Here is a 20,236-nt window from a genome sequence, read left to right on the forward strand (position 1 = left end):
CAGTCTAAAAAGAAATAACACTAATTATTATAGGTAAGGATATTATGATGTATCCTTACCTTTTAAGTTAATTATCTGTTTATAAAAGCACCATAAACATTTTCATTGTGCCACTTTAGTGCATCTGTATTAGGTTTTGCTCTATCATCTATAGGAATAAATATAGTTTGTCCATTTATTGAGCGCCATAAATCATTAGTATTTGAAACTTTATGATGAACAAGGATTTTATAATCTTGTGTTATGGTAAAAAACCCTGCATCAAAGGCCCAGTGAAGATCTCTACTAAGTGCAATACCGTTAGAAATATTATCACCGCCTCCAGATTGTTTGGGAATTATATGAGCAGCCTCAATATTACTTAAGTTACCATATGTTAAACCTAATCTTGTAATAGAGCACTGATTATTGTAATATTTAAGAACTCCTTTCCTAAAGGACGAATCTCGATTTATTCTATTTACGGATATGGTTGTTGAAGTTGTTTGATCGAAAATAGGTTCACTGAATAGAGCATCTAAATCTTCATCATTGATAAGTGTTGAAATATTTTGTTGAACTTCATGATTCTCTGCTAATTGGTTAGAAATATAGTTACATTCATTTATTTGATGTATATCTAATGTAATTCCGAGGGTTTCAAGGCTTGTAATTGGTACTAGTGCAGCAGATGCATTTCCAGATTTATATTGAGTTATTAATTTGTTTAATACAGAGTTATATTGATTATTTCTATCAAATAAATGCAAATTATATGAGTTCGTATCTTCTTTTTTTAGTATAACAATATCACCAGGTTCAAAATAGTTTCCATTAGGATTTATATCTTGATTCATATATAACCTATACTCATCTCTAGTTTCATTGGGGTCATTACTTGCAAATTTACTGTTATGGTATTCATACCGTACAGAAGCAGTTATATTTAAGGGTGTTTGAACTTCAAGTAAGGTATGATCATTTAGTATACTTTTACTTAAGCTAGGAAGGAAGTTTGTACATTTTTTTGAGATGAGCCAAAATGCACCTGCACCGCCAGGGATTCCATTTCTATAGCCTAGTTCATGGCTATTAAGTCTTTTAATAAAAACATTCATATGCGTTCCTCCAATTATGGTTTAATAACATATATTTTACCATAATATAGAATTGATTACCAATTTGATTTATTATTCACTGATAAAGTTCTTTTTAAATATAAGATAGTTGTATTTGTTAACAGATGTTTTTGGCATAGTTATGAAGAATGTAAATATGAATATGGTGCTAGTATAATATTGTAGACACAGAAAGCCGAACACTTTAAAATAAAGAAAAGAGAAGGAAGTGTTACAATGGCAAGAGGTCAAAAACAATATACAGAAGAATTTAAAAGCACAATAATAGAACTCTATAACTCTGGCAAAACATTAGCAGAGTTAAGTAGTGAATATGCCCTTTCTGTATTTGGTAGAATAGAAATCAAGCAGTGCGGAAGTTAAAAATCCCCGCAAAAAATGGAAAGATCCCATTGCAAGCACCTCTTGAAAATAATATCCTTTTTAGTGAACCAAACTGAAAAGGAGAATAAGGAGATGCTGACAATGGAACAAATATATCGTATCAGAAACTTAAGAAAATTTGAAGGGAAAAGCTTAAGAAAAATAGCGGAAATAACAGGATTTGATTTTACAACTGTAAAAAAGTATGTGGATAAAGAAAACTTTAATTTGGAGTTACACCCGAAGCAGCAAAAAAGCGGAAAATTATCACCATACAGGAAAATCGTAACCAAATGGCTTCAAGAGGATAAAAAGGCACCTCATAAGCAGAGACATACAGCCAAAAGGGTTTATGATAGATTGAAGGAGCTGTATCCAGAGTTCAATGTCAGTGACCGCGCCGTAAGAGACTTTGTTGCAAAGCTTAGAAACGAATTAAAAATAGATAATCAGGGATCTATTCCATTGGATCATCCACCTGGCGAAGCCCAAGTAGATTTCGGTGATGCTAGATTTATTGAAAACGGAGTTACATATGATGGGCAGTATTTAAATATTTCCTTTTCCATACAGTAACGCTGGATACACACAGCTTTTTAAGAGTGCAAACCAGGAATGTTTACTTGAAGGTATGAAAGCAATATTTGAGCATATAGAAGGAGTGCCTACGGCAATCTGGTTTGATAATATGTCTACTGCAGTTCAGAAAATAAAGGAACATGGGGAAAGGGACTTAACCAAAGGATTTATGCGATTTATGATGCATTATGGCTTTAACAGCAACTTCTGTAACCCAAATAGCGGAAATGAAAAAGGTTCTGTAGAAGCTAAAGTAGGCTATCATAGAAGAAACATATTTGTGCCAATACCGGAGTTTAGCGACTTAAATGAATATAACAAACAGCTCCTAAAAAGGCTTGATAAAGATATGGACAGGCAGCACTATAAGGGCATAGGATTGATAAAAGAATTGTTTAAGGAAGACAAAGCGGAATTCTTTAAACTTCCGGAGGTATCGTTTGAGGTATACCGTTATGAGTTTGCTAAGGCTGATAATTATGGTAAAGTCAAGTTTGAAACAAGGATATACTCTACTTCTCCGAATATGGCAGGAAGTCAGGTAATAATCAAGGCGGGAGCCTATGATTTGGAGATTCTCGACTGCGATTATAACTTAATTGTTAAACATAGCAGATTATACGGAGATCAAAAGGAATCTATGATATGGATTCCATATCTTGAATTAATGGCTAAGAGGCCAACTGCATTAAAATATACTGGGCTTTTTAATCAGCTGCCGCTGACACTGAAGACCTTTCTTGAAGGTTCTGACTATGAATTAAAGAAACAAACCCTCCGGGTATTTGCTAGAATGGTTCAGGACACCGATATGGAAAGAGCGTTAGATGCTTTAGAGGAAGGAATAAAGTGTGGTGCAAGAGATGCAGACGGACTTTGGGCCACATACTGTAGATTAAGTTCCGGAAGTTTGCCGGAAGTAGATATATCCCTACCAAATTTGGTTCCAAGGCTTAATACATATTCTCCAGATATAACAGCATACGATCAACTAATAGCTTCCGGAGGACTAAAATAATGGATTCAGACACATTGATAAAAGAGTACTGTAAAGAACTCCGCCTGGGAAAGAATTTGTATGAAAACTACTCGAAAATTCAAGCTGTTGACTTTGCTGTTTTCCTAGCTCAACTTCTAAAACTTGAAATAGAAAATAGAGAGGTTACCCGTAGAAATAGGAATTTAAATGCGGCAGGCTTCGATGTGATTAAAACATTTGAAGGCTACAGCTCTAATCACATTCAGGTGCCAAAAGCAATAGACATCGATGAATTAAAGAAAACAAACTTTATAGCTAAAAAGGAAAATTTGATTCTTTATGGGCCCGTAGGGACTGGGAAAACACATTTAGCCACTGCTGTAGGCGTTTCAGCCTGCAGCAGTGGTAAAAGAGTAAAATTCTTTAGAACAGCTTCGCTGGTAAACCAATTAAGCGAAGCAAAGGCAAAGGGTGACCTAAAAAGATTCATGAGACAGATTGAGAAGACAGATCTGCTGATCTGCGATGAGTGGGGCTATATCCCATTCGAAAAAGAAGGATCACAGCTACTCTTTCAGGTTATCTCTGAATGCTACGAAAGAAGGAGCATAATAATAACAACCAACTTAGAGTTCAGTAAGTGGAACGGTATCTTCTATGATGAGAAGTTAACAAGTGCAATTATTGATAGGATTGTACATCACAGTCACCTGTTTGTACATGCTGGTCCAAGTCATAGACTTACAAACTCAACCATGAAATCCCAGTAATGTAAGAGGGGTGCTTGAAAAATTAACTTCCGGAGTGCTTGAAAATCTACTTGCCAAAAGCAGCCCTTTCTAAATCAACCATAATTGGATGGATTAAAAAGAATAAGCCTGTAAATGTAGATAAAGATACAACTATAACAGCAGCAGACTATCAAGCAATGCATAAAAAGATGGCAAGGCTTGAGGAAGAGAATGAAATACTAAAAAAAGCTATGGGCATATTCGCAAGTAAATAACATCAGTATTTGAATTTATCACAGATAACAAGAAATATCATGATATTAAACTTAATGTGAAAAGTTCTCAAAGTATCTAGGAGGATGGTGCTATTTAGCATCAGTTATGGATCTTCATACAAGAAAGATAGTTGGATATTCATTCTCAAAAGCCATGGATACAGACTTAATTATTACAGCCTTAAAAAATGCTTACGAAACACAAAGGCCTAACGGCTCTCTTATTTTCCACTCTGATCTTGGAACACAGTATACTAACGAAGCATTTATAGAACAACTGAAAAGATACACTATTACAGCCTCTTACAGCGGTAAAGGTTGCCCTTATGATAATGCCTGTATAGAGTTTTTTCACTCTATTTTAAAGAAAGAAGAAGTTAACCGTGTAATATACTATGATTTTGCTGCCGCAAGGCTAGAGCTCTTTAAGTATATTGAGGGCTGGTATAACAGGCAAAGAATTCATGGCTCAATTGGCTATTTAACGCCTCAAGCTAAAGAAGATTTAGCTAGGGCGTCAAATTTATAATAAAATTGTGTCCAAAATATTGACCTAGGTCCACTTGTTATTAAGTGTAAAGGACATAGAAAGTTGAAAAATAAAACTTAGAAACTGATAAAAATTTAAAAAGTTTGCTTTATATAGTAAACTGTGCTATTCTTATTAAGAACTTAAATTAATAGTAAATAATTAAACACAAATATATTTCAATTGGTACTTATAATATAATAAGGTAAATCGAGATTTTATTGGTGAGTTGTTACAATGAGTTTAAGAAAAATAAAATTTCGGAGGTACACATTATATGAATGGTACAGTAAAATGGTTTAATGCAGAAAAAGGATTTGGATTTATTACAGGAGAAGATGGAAAAGATGTTTTTGCACATTTCTCTCAAATAAAAACTGATGGTTTTAAAACATTAGAAGAAGGTCAAAAAGTTTCTTTTGACGTTGCTCAGGGACAAAAGGGTCCTCAAGCTGAAAATATTACAGTTATTTAATTAAGGAATATCTTAACCCCTTAAATAGTTAACCTATTTAAGGGGTTTTTAAATGTTCATAATTAGATTTTGAATAATTAAAAATTATGGTCTAATAGGCTTAAACTACTCTGTGTGACCACTAGAAGGAGGAAAAGATATATTGTTTAAAAATTTAGATATAAATAAGTCCATTTTGAGGGCGATTAAAGAAGAAGGGTATATAAAACCAACACCAATACAGGAAGAAGCTATTCCGTATTTATTAAAAGGAAAGGATCTGATAGGCTGCGCTCAGACCGGTACTGGAAAAACGGCAGCCTTTGCTATTCCAATATTACAGAATATCTACAATAGAAAAAGTTTGGGAAAAGTGTCAGGGTATATTAGTGCTTTAATATTAGCGCCTACAAGAGAATTAGCTATACAGATAGGAGAAAGCTTTACAAGCTATGGGAAATATATAGATGTTAATAACTTGGTTATCTTTGGCGGTGTGCCACAAAATTCTCAGACAAGAGCACTTAAGAGAAGGGTAGATATACTAATTGCAACTCCAGGGCGATTACTTGATTTGATTGATCAAAAGTATATTGACTTGAAAAATGTAGAACACTTTGTACTAGATGAAGCAGATCGTATGCTAGATATGGGTATGATCAATGATGTGAAAAAGATTATAACAAAACTTCCGAAGGTTAGACAAAATATGTTGTTCTCAGCAACTATGCCAAAGGAAATCCTAACACTAACAAATTCTATTTTGAAAAATCCAGTAAGTGTAAAAGTTACACCGGTTTCATCCACTGTAGATACTATTAAACAAGAGTTATATTTTGTTAGTAAAAAACATAAAAAATATTTACTTATAGATTTGCTTAAAGATAAAGCTATGCAATCTGTGTTAGTTTTTTCAAGAACAAAGCATGGCGCAAATATATTAACAAAAGATCTTAATAAAGCGGGGATAGAGGCTCAAGCTATTCATGGTAACAAATCTCAAAGTGCAAGACAGCTGGCCTTAAATAATTTTAAGGAAGGCAAAATTAGAGTTTTAGTTGCAACTGATATAGCTGCAAGGGGCATTGATGTAGATAAATTATCTCATGTAATTAATTTTGACTTGCCTGAAGTTCCTGAAACCTATGTTCATAGAATTGGACGTACTGGAAGAGCAGGACAACAGGGAACTGCACTATCTTTCTGTGATGTGGAAGAAAAGGATTATCTTAAGGCTATTGAAAAACTTATATGTAAGAAAATACCGTTAATAGAAGAACACTCTTATAAAATAAGTTCTAATACGGAACCCTTTAAGTGCGATAAACTTACAAAGAAAACCACAACTACTAAAAAGACTAGTAAAAGCTTGAATTATAGTAGAGTTAAGAAACAACAAATGATGAAGCTATAACCAGAACAAAAGTACCTAGAGGGAGAAAATCTTCTATTTGCTTAGCTTAGTTATCTCCTAGGACCTCAGGGGATATTCCATCTGATGGAGGCTGCTAAGAGATAGTAAGGCAACCGGAGCTAAGCGATAAACAAGATCAATGTCGGTTAAAGGTATATGGCATAGGAGTTATGTTATATACCTTTAACTATTTTCTCATGTTTTTCTTCAAAGTTTTTATCAAAAATCAAACAGAAACTTCCAATTTAGCCTCTCTGTTTTTAAGTAAGATTATCAGTAATTAAAACAATGATATAATTAACTAAAGTAGCAAAATATAAATATATTTTCTAAAATCTTGTAACTTTTAAAGATAAAGTCGGTCTATACTAATGAAAATAAAACATATGTAAGGAGGCGTGTAGGTGTCGGATGTAAGGACGGAAATATATAACACTTACAAGAAGGATATTTTTAGTTATTTTTATAAAGCAATTCTTAATTATCATAATGCGGAAGACCTTACTGAAGATACCTTTTTGAGAGCCTTTAAATTCTTCTCTTCCTTTAGGGGAGAAAGCAGTGTAAAGACCTGGCTCTTTATAATAGCTAGAAATGTTTTAAATGATTATCTCTTAAAAAATAGTTCTAAGATTGAAGAAATAGATGAAAATACTCATGAAGATATTTCAAATGCTTACAACAAGTTAGAGGATAAGCTATTAATAAAAAAAATTATGTACAAGCTTTTGGAAGAAGAACGCACTTTAATTATACTTAGAGATGTAAATGGTCTATCTTATTTAGAAATAACAAAAATAATGAGCTTTACAGAAGGACAGGTAAAGATAGGCATACATAGGGCGAGAAAGAAATTTAAAGAGCTTTATTTAAAAGAGATGGAGGTGTAAAGACTTGAAGCTAAATTGTTCTATCGTTAAGGATATATATGTGCTCTATGAAGAAAATGAGCTAAGTGAGGAAGTTAAAGGATATGTAAGGGAACATCTTTGTGAATGTGAAGAATGCAGAGCAATATATGAAAGTGGGAATTCTCTGCCAGATCTAGTAAAGGAAAAGTTGCCAGAGCCTTCAGAAAGATTAGATGAGAAGATGATGATGAAGCTTAAGCTTTCAAGACTAAGGATAGCTCTTGTATTTATAATAGTTATTATAGGAATAACAGCTTATAATTTATATTCACAATCAAGGATGTATCTTACTCTGGATTTTCAGGAATATTCCGATACAATAAATCAATACAATTTTCAAATTGAGGATTTGAAAAAACATGTAAAAGCACAAGAGCCTTATAATATTTACAATTATGCTGTAGGCGAAATGCTTAATAAAATTAATGGCAGCTATGAACAGGCAGTAAGAAACTTTAATATCCTTGAAAAGCATGCAATTAAAGGCGACTATTCTAATCAGTGTTTTGACCTTTCAATGAGTACCTTGGTTTTAACCTTAAACAATAGATGGGAAAATGGACGCTTTAGTGAAAAGGATGAGGAGGCCTATAAACGGCTAACAAGCGAGATGAAAAATATTGCACAAATTAGTAATGAATATGGAATCAAGCTTAATAATAAATTTTTTATTATGGATACTAAGAAATTAAAGGATATTTTAGATAAATTGAATACTCTTGCGGAGGTTTATACAAAGTATAATAAGTTTCCTGAAGAGATTACGTATCTCTCTAATGATCAACTTAAAGCTAAAATAAGCTTTGTTATAGGAGAGCAGGCAAAGGACATAAGCTTAACAAAACTGCCAGATCTTATTTATAGTTTTAGGATGCTTGGCAAGGATGGGATTTCCTATCTTGGTGAGATAGATGCAGTGACAGGTGAAGTGTTAGAAATAAGAGGCGGCGTGCCAACTTTAAAGGGAGATTTAATTGAAGTAGATAAAGCCAAGAAAAAAATAAGGGACCTAACCATAAGAAATCTAGGAGAGGGATTTGACGTTAATGTTGAATACCTTGGTGTAAATGTTAATTTTCAATCTAATTCAGATGCGAAAGTATACTGCTTTAAGCTTCAGCCTACCTTCAAAGGATATAATATTTTCAGTGAATATAATGTTATGCTTGATGCTAGAAGCAATACTATATATAATTATTCAACTCTGATTTTAAGGGGGAATATTCTCATAGCAGGGGATAGGGCATTGAAAGCTGACGAGAAGTATAACCCAGAGGAAGCGCTGAAGAATTTAGCTGCAGATGATATTAATAAGGAGTTATTTAAATATAAAGACACTTATTTTATAAAGTCTATGTTTACAGGTGAGTATGTACTTGTTCATTATTATGAAGAAATGGTAGATACAAAAAAGGCAAATCCCAAAAAGCTATATATAAATACTGAGACAGGAAAAGAAGAGTGGATTGCATTTGCCGATGGGACAGTAAGTTATTAGTTAATTGTTTTCTGAGAAAGTTATATGCATATGATAACATCTTGAGGATAAAATAAGCTTGAGGTGATTACATATGAAAAAAATAGGCGTAGAAATAGGATTATCTATGATAGCAGATTATTTAAGCAATCAAGGCTATCAAGTTCAAATGCTAAGCGAAGGTATGGAAAACAATGTAAGCAAGTTTCAAAATCTAGACGCAATTGTTGTATCAGATATGAATTCTGATATGATGGGTTACAGTGACACTTCTACAAAGGTTCCTGTAATCAATGCAAGCGGGATAACCCCTGAGGAAGTAAAGAAATTAATAGATAGCAAGGCTACCGGAGCTAAGTGATAAACAAGATTGATGTCGGTTAAAGGTATATGGCATAAGAGTTAGGCTATATACCTTTAACTATTTTCTCATGTTTTTTTTCATAGCAAATTTTATCAAATATAGCTAAGCAGTTTCATAATATCCTTGCATTGGAATTAGCAAACATAAATTTCATGTATTGCTTTCTAACTTGAAATATAACGCTAAGTTTAGGTGTTTTCAGGACAGACCCTTTTGTTATAGTTTTTCTATGGAACCAATATAAGTCTTTTCTTTCATAGCTTTTCTAGAGAAGCCTAAGGTGAATTCAGACTTAATTCCGCATAAGGCTTCTATGTCTTGCCAAGCCTTATCGTTCACATCACCCAGTGCTGTGCAAAACAAGGCAATCCTTTTAAATGTAGCTTTGTTTTCTTCGATATAGGTTCTTACTGGCGTTGATACACGAGAAGCCCAAATTGGAGAACCTATTATAACTAAGTCATAATCTGAAGGATTATATATAGTTGGTTTTATAACAGCCAATCTGTTTTGTGAGGAATCTATATTGTATATTTTACTTATGTTAGCAATTATAAGCAATATAAATTTATGAAACACTTGAAAAGACAAGGTCCGCTATAAAATTAGTAATTATATACAGGTTATACTACCTAGTATGATTATATGTATTCATTCAAATAACAAGTTTATAATTAAATGTAATTTTTTATTGAATTTGATTTAAATCAATGTGATTTTAAAAAAGTATTTATATAATTTATATTAAACAATAGAGATAATATATTTAAAATATTATAAAGGTGGGAAAAATAAATGGAAACATTAAATATATCTTTTAATATTAAGGGCCGCTGGGATGGTGACCGAAATGGCAGTGGTTTAATGACTACAAATGGCGTTCAAGTTCCTGTCTCTGCTCCTGCTGGTTTAGCTGGACCGGGTATAGGTTCAAGCCCTGAAGAATTACTCGTAACTTCTGCGGCAACATGCTATATAATTACATTAGCTTCTATATTAAGAAAACGTGAAATTAATTATTCTCCTCTTGAAATTAATTCTGAAGCCATAGTGCAGAAAGAGGGAAATACACTTACTTTTAAAGAGATTATCCATAGACCTGTTATAATTTTAAATGATGGAAATGAAGAGAAAAAGAAAATGGTGGAGCAGCTTGCTCAGCGGGCTGAAAAAGCATGTTTTATTGGTAGAACATTAAAACCAGGGGTTACTATTTCTGTTCAGCCTGAAATTCGATTTGCCTAAACATTCCTTGGTTTTCGTTATATCCTTATTGTTTGCTGGTATATAGTTATAGTTTTATTTTTTTATAGTTATATTTTCCTCTTATAAAGGATAAGTTAAATTATTCAGTATATAAGCCCTGAGTTCTGGCTAATAATAAACATAGGATTTTAAGAAGAGGGAGAAAAAATCAGAGATTCTATACTGATTTGTTGATAAATAATATGTTTATACCAAAGAGAATTATTTTTGAAAAAGACGCGCTTGAATATGATATGGCAAAAGAAATCCTTGATAAATTTAAAAATAATAAAAATATAGAAATTATAAATTTAAGCTCTAATAAATACAAAGAGCATATTCCAGGAGAGGATTTATTTTCGCAATATAGAGAAGGAAAAAGAACTTTAATTGTAGGTACTAAGAAAAGTTTAAAGTTTCAAGGCTGCAAGCCTTCAGCCCATTATCAGCTTCCTTTAGTGTCAGGCTGCATGGGCCAATGCGAGTATTGTTATTTAAATACACAACTTGGTGATAAACCTTTTATAAGAGTCCATGTTAATATAGATGATATTCTTAAGCAGGCCGAAAAATATATGACAGAAAGACTTCCCGAAATAACTATATTTGAGGGCTCTGCCACTTCTGATCCCATACCACTGGAGCCCTATACTCATTCCTTAGAGAAAGTTATTAAATTTTTTGGGGAAGCTGAGCAGGGCAGGTTTAGGTTTGTAACAAAATATAATGATGTAGACTCCTTGCTTAATATAAAGCACAATGGGCATACGGAAATTAGATTCAGTATTAATACCTCAACCATTATAAATGAATATGAGCATATTACTGCTTCTCGTGACAAGAGAATTGAAGCAAGTATGAAGGTAGCGGAAGCAGGATATCCTACAGGCTTTTTGATTGCGCCTGTATTTATATATCCTAATTGGAAAGAAGAATACAGGGATTTGCTGCTTGAGTTAAGAAAGAAGCTGCCAGAGGCATTAAAGTATCCACTAACCTTTGAAGTTATATCCCACAGATATACAACTGTAGCTAAAAACAGAATACTTGAAATCTTTCCTGAAACTAAGCTTCCTATGAATGAAGAAGAACGAAAATTTAAATTTGGGCAGTTTGGATATGGTAAGTATGTTTATCCAAAGGAAAGCATGGAGGAAATAAAGGAGTTTTTTAAGAAGAATATAGAAGAGCTGTTTACCAATAAGGAAATCAAGTATATTATATAACAAGGAGGTAACTTCCAGTTACCTCCTATGACCTCCGAGGAGTTCCTTTTTTGATGCAGCACTTCTAGTTTAGCTTGTGTTTTAAATTGTATATCATACAAGTTTTTGTATACACCATTTTGTTCAAATAGTTCTTGATGAGCACCTCTCTCAACATTCCCTAATATCGGTACCATCTATTTTTATACTTCCCTCACAAACCTCATACAACCTTACAATTAAATTTGTTATAGTAGTTTTTCCTGCTACGCTGGAACCAACTAAGGCAGCCATAGTGCCTGAACTTACAAAAAGGATATGTCCTCCAGAGCTTTTATAGTTCTATTGTAAGAAAAACCTACATGATTGAATTCAACACTCCCTGCTATAGGTTTCATAACTTCAGCATTAGGCTTATCTATAATAGCAAGGGTAATATTTGACAAAGTTTGTTATTATTTAAGAGGAGCTCTAAAAAAGAGGAATTGACATAAAGATGCCGAATATTAGTTTGTAATGATTTGTATTTTAAGGGAGGATTTTATGGAAGATAAAATGGAGAAGAGAAATCTTAGTTTTGGGATGAGAATAATAAATAGCGTTCAAGGAATAAAGCATTATCAGGATGTATTAAAAGAAAGTACTGGGAAGGCAATATTATATTTGTTATTAATATCGCTGATTCTTGGATTTATTGGATCTATAAGAGGAGCTTTTGATGCAAATAAAGGTATATCAGAATTCATACAAATATTTAATGTTAATTGTCCAAATTTTGAACTTAAAAATGGTGAGTTAAGTGTTGATGGCAATATGCCAATAGTATTATCAGATGATCAAGATAATTATATTGTTATAGATACAACTAATAACACTAATCCTGATATTTTAGATTCTCATAGCAAAGGTATTCTAGTACTAAAAGATAAAATGATTAATAAAAAGAACGAATTACAAACTCAAGTAACTGATTTCACATCATTTCAAGGATTTACACTTGATAAAAATACAATAAATAGGTTTTTACCTTATGTCAAAGCTGTTATACCATTTATTTTTATTGGAAATATAATTTGGTATTTCCTAGGAGGACTCCTAAGTTCTCTATTCTTAGCGCTATTTGCTCTTATAATCAATGGGATTTTTAAAGTTAAGTTGAAATATGGACAGTTATATAGCTTAAGTATTTATGCACTAACTACTCCACTTATTATAAACACAATCTTTAAAATTTTTAGTATAGAGCATTTTAGTTTTTATTGGTTAGCATATCATATTATAGCTTATATTTATATTGGCTTCGCACTTAACAAATTAAAAGATAATCAGAATTATATTGCGTTAAATTAAGAAGATAAAGTAAATAGAATAATCAAGAAGCTCAACACTTTAATTTATAAAGAATCTCTGTAGGATGGGGATTCTTTTATTTAATTGAATATATTAAGTGGAGCAGAGGATATTTACACAATATGTTATAATTTAAGAGATAAATAACAGCTTTTAAATATTTAAAAATGGGGGGATACCATGATAAAACTAGAGCCATTACATAAGGAAGATTTTAAAAAGATTGTTCAGTGGAATGAGGGACATTCTGCAGAATTTTTACTTCAATGGGCTGGACCTTTTTATGAATACCCGCTAACTGAGGAACAAATTGAAAGATATTTTGAAAACTATGTTCTTAAAGAAAAAGATACCCTTTATGTCTATAAGATAATTAGCCTTGAAACCAATGAAATGATAGGGACTATCGAGCTATATCAAAAAGATCCTATAAATAAAATTGGACGAATAGGTAGGTTTTTAATTGGAGATGAAAATCACAGAGGTAAAGGAGCAGGTAAAGAAGCTTTAAAGGAAGCTATAAGAATTGGCTTTGAAAAGCTGAAGCTGAATAAGATAACTCTAGGTGTTTTTGATTTTAATATTAGTGCAATAAAATGCTATGAAAGTGTTGGATTTGCAATAGAAGAACTTAAAGAAAATTTCAGGAAAATAGGAGACAGTTATTGGAATCTATATGATATGGGTATAACTAAAGAGAAATGGGAAGAAATATATAAATAAATAATAAAGATGTATAGAAATTATGTTCTAAAATTAATTTGTACTAGTCATAATATTTATCTATTATATATTTAGTACAGAAACCTAAAAGAAGGATTTAATAATGTTTGAGTAATACTATATGTCATTAAATTTTCTAGGAGAAAGCTATGAATTACAGTGAAGTAGAAGACATATTTTGTTTAACCGAAGATAGAAAATATAAGTATTTTTTTAATAAAGTAGCAGAGTCTGAGCAGGTTTGTGGCTTGAAGGATAAAAACGGCTTTATAACTACTAAGGATGAGAAAGGGAGAACAGCCATGCCTTTATGGCCTTCTTATGACTTTGCAAAGTATTGCCAAGAAAATCAGTGGAAAGAGACTCAAATAGAAGCTATTGATCTCTATGAGCTTTTGGAATACTGGCTTGATGGAATGAAGAAAGATGGCTGTAGGGTACTTGTATTTGCTGATACTGGCGGTGGAGGAATATCTGTTGATGCTTTAGAATTAAAAGATGAGCTGCAGCATTTTTTAAGTACTAATAGTTAAGACAGAATGCAATGACTGCGGATAGACCATACAGAAAGGGATTTCCGCCCCTGGTAGCTGTAGATGAAGTAATAAGCCTAAAAGGAAAATATTATGATGAAGAGTTTTCACTTTTTACCCGAACATTTTTTGTGATATAATAAAAAAAAATCACATAAGCGAGGATGTATTATGACCAAACATAATATCTATACAATGAGTGTAGCAAGTGTCTATCCCCTTTATGTTACAAAGGTAGAGAGAAAAGGACGTACAAAAACAGAAGTCGATGAAATCATCCGTTGGTTGACAGGATATAGTGAGGAAGAGTTAGAAGCAGAGCTGGAAAAACAGACAGACTTTCAGACCTTCTTTAAGGAAGCTCCAAAGCTGAATCCTTTGCGTTCTTTGATTAAAGGTGTGGTCTGCGGTGTCCGAGTGGAAGACATTGAAGAACCAACTATGCAAGAAATTCGCTATTTGGATAAGCTGATAGATGAGTTAGCAAAGGGAAAAGCTATGGATAAGATTTTGCGGAAATAATAATTAAATTAAAGAGTACAACTTGCAAGTATTATTCTGCAGAGTTGTATTTTTTTGTTTCTAATATTCAATTAATCCCTTCTCGGTGCTAATTAAAGTGTTAATCTTTTCCTTAAGCTTATTAAGTTTTGCAAGTGCATATTCCCTTAAATTCTTTTACCTTTTTCACATAACACTTACAATTATTTGTAATTGTGATAAATAAAGTATATAATATTAGATAAAATAATAAAAGAACAATTATTATTAATAAAGGCTAAAGAACTGAGGTGGTATTAATGACAGATAAGCTGTATCAATTGCAAAATGGTACTGATATTAGGGGAATTGCAATTGGACAACCAGATTTTAAGGTTAATTTGACTAATGAGGCCATAAACGCAATTGCCTGCGCTTTTGCAGTTTGGTTAAGAAGCAAAAAAGAAATTAAAACTGGGAGTATTAAGATTGCTGTGGGGATGGATTCAAGGCTTACTGGTGAGAGCATAAAATCATTAGTTATAAGTGTAATAACCAGTCTAGGCTATGAGGTATATGACTGCGGTATGTGCACTACACCGGCAATGTTCATGACCACAATACTTAAAGACTACAAATGTCATGGAGCCATAATGATTACAGCCAGCCATCTGCCATACTACTATAATGGGTTCAAGTTTTTCACAGAAGACGGTGGCTGCGAAAAGGAAGATATAAAGAATATATTAGCTATTGCCTGTAAACAAGACTTTAAGTACTCAGATATAAAAGGGAAAGTTTCTAAAGTTGATTTTATTGAAGAATACTCAAATTTACTAATAAATTTAATCCGCAAAGGAATTAAATCCAATATTAATTATGATAAGCCGCTGTTGGGTTTTAAAATTGTTATTGATGCCGGTAACGGAGCAGGTGGATTTTTTGCCAATAAAGTTTTAAATAACTTGGGAGCAGATACTGAAGGAAGTCAATTTATTGAGCCAGATGGCAGATTTCCTAATCACATTCCCAATCCTGAAAATAAAGAAGCCATGGAGTCACTGCGTAATGCTGTACTAAAACATAATGCAGATTTAGGAATAATTTTTGATACAGATGTTGATAGAGTGGCTATTGTTGGTTCAAATGGAATTCAAATTAACCGTAATTCATTGATAGCTTTAATCTCTGCTATTGTCTTAGAGGAACATCCTAACTCAGTAATTGTAACTGATTCAGTAACTTCAACTGGACTTAAAGAGTTTATAGAGACAAAACTAGGTGGAATTCACCATAGGTTTAAGAGGGGGTATAAAAACGTTATAAATGAAGCAATTAAGCTTAATAAAGAAGGCACAGAATGTTATTTAGCAATTGAGACTTCAGGACATGCTTCACTAAAAGAAAACTACTTTTTGGATGATGGTGCATATCTAGTTGCGAAAATATTAATCAAGATGGCAAAGCTGCATCAAGAGGGAAAAACTATACAAAGTCTCATAGAAGATTTAAAAGTGCCTTCTGAGAGTTCTGAATATAGGATGAAAATCTTGGATGATAATTTTAAGGAATATGGTTCAGTTATATTAAACGAGTTAAAGGAACTTATAAGAAAGGAAAATGGATGGAGTCTAGTGCCTGATAACTATGAAGGAATAAGAGTGGTATGTAATACTGAAAATAGCAGTGGATGGTTTTTGCTAAGATTGTCATTACATGAGCCAATGCTGCCACTTAACGTTGAATCAGATGTAAGGGGTGGAGTTCAGGCAATCTTAGGTAAATTAATACCATTTTTAAAAACTTATGATAAGTTAGATCAAAGCTGCTTAAGATAAATAGAATGTGCTACCTAGCTTTTTTTAGGCAGCACATTTTTTAACGTCCAGAGGTTATATTTATTTTAGTTGACGAAAGTATTTTCAAAAGTATAAGAGCCAGGATAATAAAACATACTATAATGCCAACCACACCATTCCATCCATATAACGTAAAGAAGGTCCCGCCAGCAGTACCGCCTATACTTGAGCCTACATAATAAAAGAAGAGATAAAGTGAAGCAGCCTGTGCCTTGTCATGGGATGCAAGACGTCCAACAAGGCTGCTGGCGATAGAATGGCCGCCGAAGAATCCAAAGGTTAATAGAGCAACGCCTACAATTTTTAGTATCAGGCTTATGCTCAGTGTTATTGTAATGCCAATAAACATAATAAAAAGAGCACTAAAGAGTATCTTTTGCTGACCATGCTTGTCTGCCATACGCCCCATCCAAGTAGAACTAAAGGTTCCCATAAGATAGAGTATGAAAATAAAGCTTACAAGTGTCTGGCTCATTGAATAGGGCGGAGCAATCAATTGAAAGCCTATATAATTGTATAACGTAACAAAACTTCCGAGTAGTAGAAATCCAATGCCAAAAAGACATAATAGGCTTGGATTTTTTAGATGATTAAACAAAGATTTGTATAAGTTCTTTATCTCTAAAGTACGGGGCTTAAAATGTTTTGATTTAGGAAGCTCAATTACGAATATTATGCTTGTAACAATGCTTAATACACCTACACTTATAAGAGCAATACGCCAATTAAAAATATCAGTAACAATCCCAATGATAATACGCCCAAACATTCCACCTAGAGAATTTCCACTAATGTATATGCCCATTGCTGTTCCAAGGCTCTTTTCCTCAATTTCTTCACTTAGATATGCCATGGCAATAGCAGATAAGCCCGATAAAACAAAACCTTGCAGTATACGTAGCGCCAAAAGAACGTGAAAATTTGGAGCAAATCCAGTAAGTACTGCCAAGATAGATGCCGAAAACATTGAAAAGGTCATTATTGGTTTTCGACCTAATGCCTCTGATAAAGATCCAACTATAAGCAGACTTACTGCTAGTGTAATTGTTGCAGTTGAAAGAGAAAGGCTGGAGACTGCAGGTGTAATGTGAAATTCCTTGGCAAGATAGGGAAGCAGTGGTTGTGTGCTGTATAAAATTGCAAAGGTGCTGAAGCCACCTGCAAATAATGCAATGTTAGTTTTTTTAAAATCTTTTGAACCTTTCTGAATATAACTCATAAGTATAATTAAGCCTCGATTCTGTAAAATTAATTGTAGCTTTACTTCATTTAATTAAATACAATTTTACATTAGTCTTTTTTACTCATTAAGTCAAATTAGATATATACACTCCACAGAGCATTTGTTGGATAAATTATTAAAGAACGCCCTATATAAGTCTTCTAAATTAAATTTCATTTAAGTAAATTAAAATCAAATCCAGAATTTTTTTATTTACATAATAAAAGACTTGTATGGAGAAACTTACTATGTATAAAAACATAAGGAGTGAATAAATAATGTCTGAAACTATATTAGAAAAATCAGAAGGTAGAGTGAGCTATCATGATTCCGTTGAGGAAATGCTTGTAAGGATTCGACAAGATGGTATGTCTAATGCATTTGACAGGTATGCTGCCCAAGAGAAAATTAGATGTAAATTCTGTCTGCAGGGCTTAAGCTGTCAGCTATGTTCTAATGGTCCCTGTAGAATTAGTGAAAAAACAGGCCAGGACAAAGGTGTATGTGGAATTGGCCCTGATGCTATGGCAATGAGAAACTTTCTTCTAAAAAATATAATGGGTGCTGGTACATACAGTCATCATGCTTATGAAGCTTTTCGAACTTTGAAAGCTACTGCTGAAGGAAAAACACCATTTAAAATTACTGATGTAGAAAAGCTTAAGTTTATGTGCCAAAAGGTAGGCATAGAAACAAACCAGGAAGTAAATGACATGGCAATTGAGCTGGCAATTTTACTTGAAGATCAGCAGCAGATTGGGAATGTTGAGGAAAATATTATGGTTGCAGCCTTTGCTCCAAAGAAGAGAAAAGAACTTTGGAAAAAGCTTGATATTTATCCTGCTGGGACAGTACATGAGGAACAAAATTGTGTAGCAAGCTGCTTAACCAACGTAGATGGAAGTCATGTGTCATTAGCAATGAAAGCACTTAAATTAGGGATTGCTACCATATATAATACTCAGATAGGTTTAGAAATGGTTCAAGACATTCTATTTGGAACTCCAAAGCCTCACGAAGCAAATATGGATTTAGGAATTATGGATCCAAATTATATTAACATAGTGTTTAATGGACACCAACCTTGGGCTGGAGTAGCAACATTATTAAAAGCTAGAACAAAGGAAGTTCAGGATATGGCGAAAAAAGCAGGAGCCAAAGGACTTAGAATTGTGGGGTCCATAGAAACTGGTCAGGAACTACTTCAAAGGTTTGAAATGGACGATATATTTGTAGGTCACATGGGCAACTGGCTTTCTATAGAACCATTACTAGCTACTGGTACTGTTGATGTTTTTGCAATGGAAGAAAATTGCTCACCTCCTGCTATAGATATGTATGCCGAGAAATATCAGATTACTCTAGTCGCTGTAAGCACAATTATTGATTTACCTGGATGTAAATATAAATTCCCCTATGAACCTGCTGAAGTAGATAAAATGGCAGATAAATTGATTGAACTCTCTATAGAAAACTTTAAACAGAGGAAAGCAAGAAATATTCAGGCAAAGGTTCCAGCAAAGACACAGAAAGCTATTACTGGTTTTTCAACAGAAGCGGTCCTAGGAGCACTTGGCAATAAATTGGATCCACTAGTAGATGTAATAACTGCTGGAAAGATCAAAGGTGTTGTAGCCTTGGCTAATTGTTCAACTTTAAGAAATGGCCCCCAGGACATGATGACTGTAAATCTTACAAAAGAACTAATAAAGAGGGATATTCTTGTTGTTGCTGGTGGCTGCGGAAACCATGCACTGGAGGTTGCAGGAATCTGTACACTTGAAGCTGCTAATGAAATAGCTGGTGAAGGCTTAAAAGAAGTTTGCAACCTATTAAAGATTCCACCAGTTTTAAGCTTTGGAACCTGTACTGACACTGGAAGAATCTCAATGCTTGTTACTGCTCTTGCTGACCATTTAGATGTAGACGTATCAGATCTTCCAATTGCAGTAACTGCACCAGAGTGGATGGAGCAAAAGGCCACAATAGATGGAATTTTTGCCATAGCTTATGGTACATATACTCACTTATCGCCTACTCCTTTTATAACCGGCGCTCCTCAATTAGTAGAACTATTAACACAAAAGGCAGAAGATTTAGTGGGTGGTAAGGTTGCACTTGGCGATGATCCAGTAGAAGTAGCTAAAAATATTGAAGCACATATTATTAGCAAGAGAAAAGGATTAGGATTAAGCTAAAAGGGGTCTTAACCGGCCAGGAGGCACAAGGTTTTTAGTTAATTAGCTTCTATAATCAAAAGTATTTTCTCAAAAATCTTTGATTAATGCTGCTTATGAAATGAATTTTTTCCAAAAGCTGTGATTAGTTTAATTACTAACTCACAGCTTTTGTGTTTGTTTACTGCCAACTTTACATTAATCAAATTAGATGTGTTATGAAAATATTAGCATGAAAGTAGTAAGAA

At 33.2% G+C, this 20,236-nt stretch carries 23 protein-coding genes and 1 pseudogene; 19 read left to right on the forward strand and 5 right to left on the reverse strand.

Annotated elements, in window-relative coordinates; translation table 11 throughout:
* Positions 1-71 precede the first annotated feature (71 nt).
* A complete protein-coding gene (locus ACJDUG_RS01175; protein WP_406768045.1) occupies positions 72-1,097 on the reverse strand; it encodes an HNH endonuclease in 1,026 nt (341 codons plus the stop codon).
* A 237-nt stretch (positions 1,098-1,334) separates the two neighbouring features.
* Here ACJDUG_RS01175 and ACJDUG_RS01180 point away from each other — a divergent pair, with 237 nt between their 5' ends.
* The 11 genes and pseudogenes from ACJDUG_RS01180 to ACJDUG_RS01225 all read left to right on the forward strand — a co-directional run bounded on the left by ACJDUG_RS01180 (position 1,335) and on the right by ACJDUG_RS01225 (position 9,191).
* Positions 1,335-1,481, forward strand: coding sequence for a hypothetical protein (locus tag ACJDUG_RS01180; RefSeq protein ID WP_406768046.1), 147 nt, complete (start codon positions 1,335-1,337; stop codon positions 1,479-1,481).
* 93 nt (positions 1,482-1,574) lie between these two features.
* Positions 1,575-2,057 (forward strand): hypothetical protein, encoded by a 483-nt coding sequence (locus ACJDUG_RS17860; protein ID WP_479723025.1) that lies wholly within the window; start codon positions 1,575-1,577, stop codon positions 2,055-2,057.
* A gap of 55 nt (positions 2,058-2,112) precedes the next feature.
* Positions 2,113-3,078, forward strand: a complete 966-nt coding sequence (locus ACJDUG_RS17865; protein ID WP_479723026.1) for a Mu transposase domain-containing protein — start codon at positions 2,113-2,115, stop codon at positions 3,076-3,078.
* Positions 3,078-3,809, forward strand: a complete 732-nt coding sequence (gene istB / locus ACJDUG_RS01190) for an IS21-like element helper ATPase IstB (protein WP_406768047.1) — start codon at positions 3,078-3,080, stop codon at positions 3,807-3,809. Before ACJDUG_RS17865 ends, istB begins: the two co-directional genes overlap by 1 nt.
* 38 nt (positions 3,810-3,847) lie before the next feature.
* Positions 3,848-4,045: a hypothetical protein gene (locus ACJDUG_RS01195; protein WP_406768048.1), complete on the forward strand. Its 198-nt coding sequence runs from the start codon at positions 3,848-3,850 to the stop codon at positions 4,043-4,045.
* An 82-nt stretch (positions 4,046-4,127) separates the two neighbouring features.
* Positions 4,128-4,574: pseudogene (locus ACJDUG_RS01200) on the forward strand (IS3 family transposase); the annotation flags it as partial.
* Positions 4,575-4,851: 277 nt separating this feature from the next.
* Positions 4,852-5,049, forward strand: a complete 198-nt coding sequence (locus ACJDUG_RS01205; protein WP_406768049.1) for a cold-shock protein — start codon at positions 4,852-4,854, stop codon at positions 5,047-5,049.
* A 139-nt stretch (positions 5,050-5,188) separates the two neighbouring features.
* Positions 5,189-6,442 (forward strand): DEAD/DEAH box helicase, encoded by a 1,254-nt coding sequence (locus ACJDUG_RS01210; protein ID WP_406768679.1) that lies wholly within the window; start codon positions 5,189-5,191, stop codon positions 6,440-6,442.
* A gap of 404 nt (positions 6,443-6,846) precedes the next feature.
* Positions 6,847-7,332, forward strand: a complete 486-nt coding sequence (locus ACJDUG_RS01215) for an RNA polymerase sigma factor (protein WP_406768050.1) — start codon at positions 6,847-6,849, stop codon at positions 7,330-7,332.
* Positions 7,333-7,336: 4 nt separating this feature from the next.
* Entirely contained in the window at positions 7,337-8,851 is a 1,515-nt protein-coding gene (locus tag ACJDUG_RS01220) for a hypothetical protein (protein ID WP_406768051.1), read from the forward strand.
* 73 nt (positions 8,852-8,924) lie between these two features.
* Positions 8,925-9,191, forward strand: coding sequence for a YkuS family protein (locus ACJDUG_RS01225; RefSeq protein ID WP_406768052.1), 267 nt, complete (start codon positions 8,925-8,927; stop codon positions 9,189-9,191).
* A 219-nt stretch (positions 9,192-9,410) separates the two neighbouring features.
* Here the strand turns inward: ACJDUG_RS01225 and ACJDUG_RS01230 are convergent, their stop codons facing one another.
* Positions 9,411-9,773 carry a flavodoxin family protein gene (locus tag ACJDUG_RS01230; protein ID WP_406768053.1) on the reverse strand — a complete coding sequence of 121 codons (363 nt, stop codon included), beginning with the start codon at positions 9,771-9,773 and terminating at the stop codon, positions 9,411-9,413.
* A gap of 216 nt (positions 9,774-9,989) precedes the next feature.
* Here ACJDUG_RS01230 and ACJDUG_RS01235 point away from each other — a divergent pair, with 216 nt between their 5' ends.
* Positions 9,990-10,439 carry an OsmC family protein gene (locus ACJDUG_RS01235; protein WP_406768054.1) on the forward strand — a complete coding sequence of 150 codons (450 nt, stop codon included), beginning with the start codon at positions 9,990-9,992 and terminating at the stop codon, positions 10,437-10,439.
* Between the two features lie 203 nt (positions 10,440-10,642).
* Positions 10,643-11,665: a spore photoproduct lyase gene (gene splB, locus ACJDUG_RS01240; protein ID WP_406768680.1), complete on the forward strand. Its 1,023-nt coding sequence runs from the start codon at positions 10,643-10,645 to the stop codon at positions 11,663-11,665.
* A 150-nt stretch (positions 11,666-11,815) separates the two neighbouring features.
* Here the strand turns inward: splB and ACJDUG_RS01245 are convergent, their stop codons facing one another.
* Complete coding sequence (locus ACJDUG_RS01245; RefSeq protein ID WP_406768055.1) at positions 11,816-11,938, reverse strand: ATP-binding cassette domain-containing protein; 123 nt, start codon at positions 11,936-11,938, stop codon at positions 11,816-11,818.
* 11 nt (positions 11,939-11,949) lie between these two features.
* On the reverse strand, positions 11,950-12,090 hold the full coding sequence (locus ACJDUG_RS01250; RefSeq protein WP_406768056.1) for a hypothetical protein: 141 nt from the start codon (positions 12,088-12,090) through the stop codon (positions 11,950-11,952).
* A gap of 97 nt (positions 12,091-12,187) precedes the next feature.
* Between ACJDUG_RS01250 and ACJDUG_RS01255 the strand changes: the two genes are divergently transcribed.
* The 5 genes from ACJDUG_RS01255 (at position 12,188) to ACJDUG_RS01275 (ending at position 16,568) form a co-directional block, all read left to right on the forward strand.
* Positions 12,188-12,994, forward strand: a complete 807-nt coding sequence (locus tag ACJDUG_RS01255; protein ID WP_406768057.1) for a DUF1189 domain-containing protein — start codon at positions 12,188-12,190, stop codon at positions 12,992-12,994.
* 180 nt (positions 12,995-13,174) lie between these two features.
* Positions 13,175-13,717, forward strand: a complete 543-nt coding sequence (locus ACJDUG_RS01260) for a GNAT family N-acetyltransferase (RefSeq protein ID WP_406768058.1) — start codon at positions 13,175-13,177, stop codon at positions 13,715-13,717.
* A 149-nt stretch (positions 13,718-13,866) separates the two neighbouring features.
* Positions 13,867-14,250 (forward strand): DUF2750 domain-containing protein, encoded by a 384-nt coding sequence (locus ACJDUG_RS01265; protein ID WP_406768059.1) that lies wholly within the window; start codon positions 13,867-13,869, stop codon positions 14,248-14,250.
* A gap of 171 nt (positions 14,251-14,421) precedes the next feature.
* Positions 14,422-14,772 (forward strand): DUF2200 domain-containing protein, encoded by a 351-nt coding sequence (locus tag ACJDUG_RS01270; protein WP_406768060.1) that lies wholly within the window; start codon positions 14,422-14,424, stop codon positions 14,770-14,772.
* 278 nt (positions 14,773-15,050) lie between these two features.
* A complete protein-coding gene (locus ACJDUG_RS01275; protein ID WP_406768061.1) occupies positions 15,051-16,568 on the forward strand; it encodes a phosphohexomutase domain-containing protein in 1,518 nt (505 codons plus the stop codon).
* Positions 16,569-16,608: 40 nt separating this feature from the next.
* On the opposite strand, the gene ACJDUG_RS01280 is transcribed toward ACJDUG_RS01275, so the two are convergent.
* Positions 16,609-17,808 carry an MFS transporter gene (locus ACJDUG_RS01280; RefSeq protein ID WP_406768062.1) on the reverse strand — a complete coding sequence of 400 codons (1,200 nt, stop codon included), beginning with the start codon at positions 17,806-17,808 and terminating at the stop codon, positions 16,609-16,611.
* 281 nt (positions 17,809-18,089) lie between these two features.
* Here ACJDUG_RS01280 and cooS point away from each other — a divergent pair, with 281 nt between their 5' ends.
* Entirely contained in the window at positions 18,090-20,009 is a 1,920-nt protein-coding gene (cooS, locus tag ACJDUG_RS01285) for an anaerobic carbon-monoxide dehydrogenase catalytic subunit (RefSeq protein ID WP_406768063.1), read from the forward strand.
* The last annotated feature ends 227 nt before the right edge of the window (positions 20,010-20,236 follow it).

The sequence above is a fragment of the Candidatus Clostridium stratigraminis genome, assembly GCF_045310675.1.
GTDB classification, from domain to species: Bacteria; Bacillota; Clostridia; order Clostridiales; family Clostridiaceae; genus Clostridium_AT; species Clostridium_AT stratigraminis.